At 71.2% G+C, this 5417-nt stretch carries 7 protein-coding genes and 1 pseudogene; 5 read left to right on the top strand and 3 right to left on the bottom strand.

Annotation, left to right across the window (positions count from 1 at the left end; genetic code table 11):
- Nucleotides 1-726: methyltransferase family protein (locus tag VF794_RS23815; protein ID WP_331114147.1), on the bottom strand; the 726-nt coding region annotated here is incomplete at its 3' end.
- A complete protein-coding gene (locus VF794_RS23810; protein ID WP_331114145.1) occupies nucleotides 723-1079 on the bottom strand; it encodes an MXAN_6627.5 family MYXO-CTERM protein in 357 nt (118 codons plus the stop codon). The genes VF794_RS23810 and VF794_RS23815, both read right to left, overlap by 4 nt.
- A 122-nt stretch (nucleotides 1080-1201) precedes the next feature.
- On the opposite strand from VF794_RS23810, the gene VF794_RS23805 reads away from it, so the two are divergent.
- Nucleotides 1202-2527 (top strand): response regulator, encoded by a 1326-nt coding sequence (locus VF794_RS23805; RefSeq protein WP_331114143.1) that lies wholly within the window; start codon nucleotides 1202-1204, stop codon nucleotides 2525-2527.
- 37 nt (nucleotides 2528-2564) lie between these two features.
- Here VF794_RS23805 and VF794_RS23800 read toward each other — a convergent pair whose 3' ends face one another.
- On the bottom strand, nucleotides 2565-3221 hold the full coding sequence (locus VF794_RS23800) for a hypothetical protein (protein WP_331114141.1): 657 nt from the start codon (nucleotides 3219-3221) through the stop codon (nucleotides 2565-2567).
- 54 nt (nucleotides 3222-3275) lie between these two features.
- On the opposite strand from VF794_RS23800, the gene VF794_RS23795 reads away from it, so the two are divergent.
- The 4 genes and pseudogenes from VF794_RS23795 to VF794_RS23780 all read left to right on the top strand — a co-directional run.
- Nucleotides 3276-3629 carry a hypothetical protein gene (locus VF794_RS23795; RefSeq protein ID WP_331114140.1) on the top strand — a complete coding sequence of 118 codons (354 nt, stop codon included), beginning with the start codon at nucleotides 3276-3278 and terminating at the stop codon, nucleotides 3627-3629.
- Between the two features lie 8 nt (nucleotides 3630-3637).
- The gene (bcp, locus tag VF794_RS23790) at nucleotides 3638-4192 is read left to right on the top strand and encodes a thioredoxin-dependent thiol peroxidase (RefSeq protein WP_331114138.1); all 555 of its coding nucleotides are present in this window, start codon (nucleotides 3638-3640) and stop codon (nucleotides 4190-4192) included.
- Between the two features lie 129 nt (nucleotides 4193-4321).
- Nucleotides 4322-4894, top strand: a complete 573-nt coding sequence (locus VF794_RS23785) for a hypothetical protein (protein WP_331114136.1) — start codon at nucleotides 4322-4324, stop codon at nucleotides 4892-4894.
- Between the two features lie 191 nt (nucleotides 4895-5085).
- A pseudogene (locus VF794_RS23780) lies at nucleotides 5086-5417 on the top strand (hypothetical protein); the annotation flags it as partial.

Raw genomic sequence — 5417 nt, 5'->3', positions numbered from 1 at the left:
CGGCCCCCCCAGCTCCGAGGTGAGGAGGTCTCCCTCGCGGTGTGTCACCAGGTGCGACAGGCCGGCCTGGGAGATGATCTCCCGTCCCACCCGCACGCTGCCCTCCAGGTCCAGCACCGTGGCCTTCAGCCCCCGGTGCTGACGGCACAGCTCCGCGGCGAACCAGCCAGGGGCGCCCCCGAGGTCCAGCACGTGCCGCGCTTCCCGGGGCAGGGGAATGGTGCGCGCCACCTCGGGCGCCGACAGCCGCGCCATCTGGTGCATGGCGTGGATGTAGGAGCGCCAGCGCGGGTCATCCGGGGAGAAGCGATGGATGTCCACCGCCTCCCCCGTGCGCACGGCCTCCTCCAGGTGGCTCCACCACTCCCACTGGGTGTAGTTGAAGTCCAGGAAGCCGCCCACGTACTGCGGCGAGCGCGGATCCAACCAGCGCCGGGCCCGGTCCGCCATCCGGTAGCGGCCCCGCTTGCGCTCCACCGTCTCGCACGCCTCCAGCGCCTCCAGCAGCGCCCGCGTGCCCTCCGGCGACAGCTTCAGCCGCGCCGCCAGCTCCTCCACGGTGGCCGAGCTCTCGGCGAGCGCCGCGTACACGCCCAGCCGCTCCCCGGCCATGACGGTGCGCGCCGCCATCATCCCGAAGAAGGCGTGCGCCAGCGGCTGCGGCGCCAGGTTGAGCCAGTCGGCCACCCGCTCCAGCAGGCTGTCCGCCTTCAGCCCGAGCCTCATCGTCCCTCCTGGCCGCGCCGCCGCGCCGCCAGCACCAGGCCCAGGGCCACCACCGCCAGGGTGTCCTCGGGGCCCAGCAGGCAGCCCACGCGCTCGGCCTGACGGATGCCCGTGTAACGGCACCGGCCCTCGCTACAACTGAAGCGCGCCGCGCAGTCGGCCCCGCTGCGGCACGCCCCGCCGGGTCGGCCCGTGGAGTCATCCCCCTCCGGGTTGTCCCGGTCCGCCCCGCCCCCGCCCACCGAGGCATCCGGGAGGTCATACACGCTGCCTCCGTCCACGAGGCCCCCGTCCTGGGCTCGGACGGCCAGGGGCAGCAAGAGGGTCAGGGCGAGGGCAAGGCGCGGGAGCATGCGACCAATCGAAGTAGGGGCCTTCATACGGGGCCGCAACCTATCCCCCTGCCGGACGAGATGCATCCCTCGGGAACACAGTCACTTACGGATGGTCGGGCTTTTGGTAGGGTGGGCGCGCGATGGCTCCCCGAATTCTCGTCGTCGATGACAACCAGGAGCTCCTCACGCTCCTCACCCAGCTCTTCGAAGACGCGGGTTATGAGGTGGTGGGTGCCACCAAGGGCAAGCAGGGCGTCGAGGTCTCGCGGGCCCGGCCGCCCGCCGTGGCCGTGCTCGATATCCTCCTGCCCGACATGATGGGCTACCACCTGGCGGATGCGCTGCGGAAGGATCAGCCCCAGCTGCCGCTCATCTTCATCACCGGCGTCTTCAAGGGCGGCAAGCACGCCATGGAGGCCCGGCAGAAGTACGCGGCCGCCGGCTACTTCGAGAAGCCCTTCGAGGCCTCCAAGCTGCTGGAGGCGGTGCAGAAGCTGGTGCCCGCCGAGAAGAAGGCCCCCACGGCCTCCTCCGTGCAGGACGCCTTCGACGTGGAGCTGGACATCGACGTCGAGGAGGAGGGGCCCCAGGACGCCATGGAGCTCACGGGCCGCATCAAGGTGACGGGCGGCGACAACCTCACCGCCGAACTCCGCGGCGCCAACCTCACCGCCACCCCCCTCAACAAGGTGCCCGCCACCCTGGTGCGCCCGCCCGTGCCGGGCCGGCCGCCGGATCCGCTCCCCGTGGGCGCGGGCTCCCCGGGCAGCCGCCGGGGCGATCTCAAGGACAGCCTGCCCTCGCTCTTCACCGCCTTCTACCTGGCGCGCGAGACGGGCGAGCTGGGCGTGCAGCGCGGCAAGGTGAAGAAGGTCGTCTACTTCGAGCGTGGCATGCCCGTCTTCGCCCTCTCCAACCTGCTGGCGGACCGCTTTGGTCAGTTCCTGGTGCGCGTGGGGAAGATCAAGCCCGAGCAGCTCCAGGACGCCGCGGCGGTGGCCACCGCGAGCAACCGGCGCACCGGGGACGTGCTGGTGGAACGCGGCCTGCTCAAGGACACCGAGCGCCTGTACTACGTGGGCCAGCAGGTGAAGGCGATCATCTACTCACTCTTCTCGTGGGAAGACGGCACCTTCGTGATGAGCTTCAAGGAGAAGGCCACCACCGAGTCCATCAAGCTGGACGTGCACCCGGCCAACCTCATCGTCCGGGGCATCAAGAAGCTCTACAAGCCCGAGCGCTTGAGCCGTCTGCTGCGCCCGGAGGATCGGCTGATGCCCGCCGTGGCCCCGGCCTACCAGCTGCACGAGGTGGAGCTGGAGCGGTGGGAGGCGGAGCTGCTGCCGAAGATCGACGGCAACCGCACGGTGGGGGAGCTGGTGGCGTACGCCAACCGGCCCGAGCAGGTCGTCCACGGCTTCCTGGTGGCGATGATGTCGCTGGGCATCCTCGAGCCGCGCAGCTAGGGCGCCCCCCCGGAGCGGGGCGGCGCCTGGGCCGGGCTCAGAGGCGGGTGACGATCCAGAAGAGGCCGAGCGCGGCGGAGGCGGCGGCCACGAAGCGCTGGAGGCGCTCGGCGAGGCCCGAGCCCAGGCGGGACAGGCCCTCGGCGAAGAGCAGGCCCACCGCGCCCATGCCCAGGAGGATGCCGAAGGCGAAGCCGGGCAGGTACGTCCACCCGGAGGACTGCAGGCTGCCGCCCACCAGCAGCGGAGGCAGCGCCAGCAGCAGCGCGCGCACCCCACTGAGGGCCATGAGCGCGCCCGCGGCGGTGCTCACCTGCTCGTGCCGATGGGCGTCATGCAGGTGCGAGTGCGGCTCCTGCGTGTGGCCGGGCAGGTGCGGGTGGCCGTGACGCAGCACGTTGGGGAAGAGGAAGGCGGTGACGGCGAGGGCCACCAGCACCGCGCCGCCGAAGATCTCCGCCCAGCGCTCGAAGGTCTCCGAGAGGCCCACGCCGGCCATGAGGCAGAAGGTGGCCACCCCGCCCAGCACGGCCGCGTGCCCGAGGGCGAAGCGCAGCGCGACGACGAAGGTGGCGCGGCGCCGGTTGGGGCCCAGGGTGCCGAGCGTGGCCATGGCCGCGCAGTGGTCGGGCCCCACGGCGTGGAGCAGACCCTGGCCGAGTCCGAAGAGGAATGCCAAGAAGAGGGGCGACACGATGGGCGGCACCCTAGCCCCGCTTCGTGCTCGTGGCCAGCAGGAGGGTTGCACTTGTCTCGCACCGACCGAAACCGTCGCACCGTGGTGCTGCTCGTCCTGGGGGCCCTGGCCCTGGGCGCCTGCCGCAAGGACGAAGGGCCCGAACGGCTCGCCCGTGCCGAGGCGAAGTACACCGCCTTGGTCGAGCGCGGCGTCTCGCCGAAAGACCCGGCCTGGGACGCCGTCATCACCGAGCTGGAGTCCGTACCCCGGGACTCCAAGGCCTGGCCCGAGGCGGAGCGTCGGCTGGCCACCCTGCGGGAGCTTCGGAGCACGCCCCTGCCGCGCCGGCCGCTGTCGAGGCCCGGCGAGCCGGATGGGGGCTCCCCCTCGCTGGACGAGCACGGGCACCCGATTGGAAGATGACCGGGCCCATGCCCATTCCCCAGACAGGCGACCGAGCTCCCGACTTCCAGCTTCAGGACCAGAACGGCAACGACGTGAAGCTCTCCCAGTTCCGGGGGAAGAACGTCGTCCTCTACTTCTACCCGAAGGACGACACCCCGGGCTGCACGCGGGAGGCGTGCGACTTCCGTGACGAGCACTCGGCGCTCCAGTCGGCCGGAGCGGTGGTGCTGGGCGTGTCGCCGGACACCACGAAGAGCCACCAGAAGTTCGCCACGAAGTTCTCGCTGCCCTTCCCGCTGCTGGCGGACACGGAGCGCCAGGTGTGCGACGCCTATGGCGTATGGGGTGAGAAGTCGCTGTATGGCCGCAAGTTCCAGGGCGTGACGCGCGCCACCTTCGTCATCGACACCGAGGGCAAGGTGGCCCGCGTGTGGCCCAAGGTGAAGGTGCAGGGCCACGTGCGGGAGATCCTCCAGACGCTGAAGGGCGGCGCGCCCACCCCTGGGGCTGAAGAGCCAGCGCCGAAGAAGACCGCGAAGAAGGCGGCTCCGGCGAAGAAGGCCGAGCCCCGTCGCAAGTAGCCCACCGCTCTCCGCCTCGCTGGACTCCGAGCGAGCGAGCAGCCCTCGCCCGCCCGCCCGCGGCTACCGGCCGCCCGCGCGCATGGCCACCCCTGTCCATAAGGAACGGACGACGACAGGGAGGCAGTCATGCGGAAGATGGGGATGAGGCAGGCGCTGCTCGGCGCGCTCGCGGCGGCGGCATTGCTCGCCGGGTGCGCCAAGGGGCCGAACCAGTGGGCGATGACGGCCCAGGAGGACTACTACCCGGACGAGGCGCAGACCCAGAATCCGGCGAGCCGGGCCTACTCCAACCTCGGCACCTCCGCCACGCTCTATCAGACCAACGAGCAGGGCACGGGCGGCGCTGGCAATCAGGTCGCTCAAGACGAGGCGTGGAGAGGCATCCAGGGCAGCAAGAAGAACCAGGAGCAGCTCTGGCTTCAGCAGGATTACCGCGTGCCGTTCCCGCCTCCGCAGCTCGATGCCCTGATCGCCATGGAACTCGGGACGGGCAAGCCGCTGCTGAAGGGCCCCAATGGCGCCTGGGTGCAGGGCACCTACGGCGTCGAGCTGGGCTCCGGCAGGGCCACGTCCGTCGCTCCGTCCAGCGGCTCCTTCCAGCCGCAGGAGGTGCCCGAGGGCCAGCAGTCCACGCCCCAGGACCCCGTCCAGCGTCAGGATGGGGAGCGCAACGCGCAGGAAGTGTCGCCGGTCAAATAGCGCGTGACCGGAGAGCAGCCGGACGACCGGGCGCTCGGCGGACACCCGCTCGGTAGTCCGGAAGCCTCGGGGTGCGCATCCCTGAGTGCGCGGCGAACTCCGCCCCTCGCGATACGCGGGGAGCGGAGGGGGACGGCAGCGTCCCCAGGCGCCGACGGAGAGAAGCCCGGACGAGGTCCCTGGAGATGGACATGCACAACGGTTTCAAGCGGTGGATGGTGTGGGGAGCGCTGGCCTCGGCCTCGTGGTGGGTGGCGGCGTGCGGAGCCCTTCCGCAGCAGGCGGGCAACGAGAGCTACAAGCCGGGCGCCGTCGAGAAGAAGAGCGGGGCGGAGGCCGGCTACAACGGCACCATCAAGGACATCCCCACCAGCATCGATCCCCGGACGCCCAAGACCAACGGCACGCCGGGCCGCTCCCTGGCGATGGATCCCGGCGAGCAGGCCCTGCTCGAATCGCGGGGACTGGGAGGCAGTGGCAGCAGCTCCACGCCACCCGCTCCGGCCCCCGAGGGCGGAGCCCA

It is taken from the genome of Archangium sp., from assembly GCF_036389735.1.
GTDB lineage: Bacteria > Myxococcota > Myxococcia > Myxococcales > Myxococcaceae > Archangium.
Note: the sequence above shows the minus strand (reverse complement) of the source record. Positions and strands in the feature narration are given on the sequence as shown.

Excerpts from the sequence above, each read along its gene's own strand:
- VF794_RS23785 (WP_331114136.1), top strand. The coding sequence starts at position 4,322 with ATGCGGAAGATGGGGATGAGGCAGGCGCTGCTCGGCGCGCTCGCGGCG.
- bcp (WP_331114138.1), top strand. The coding sequence starts at position 3,638 with ATGCCCATTCCCCAGACAGGCGACCGAGCTCCCGACTTCCAGCTTCAG.
- VF794_RS23805 (WP_331114143.1), top strand. The coding sequence starts at position 1,202 with ATGGCTCCCCGAATTCTCGTCGTCGATGACAACCAGGAGCTCCTCACG.
- VF794_RS23810 (WP_331114145.1), bottom strand. The coding sequence starts at position 1,079 with ATGCTCCCGCGCCTTGCCCTCGCCCTGACCCTCTTGCTGCCCCTGGCC.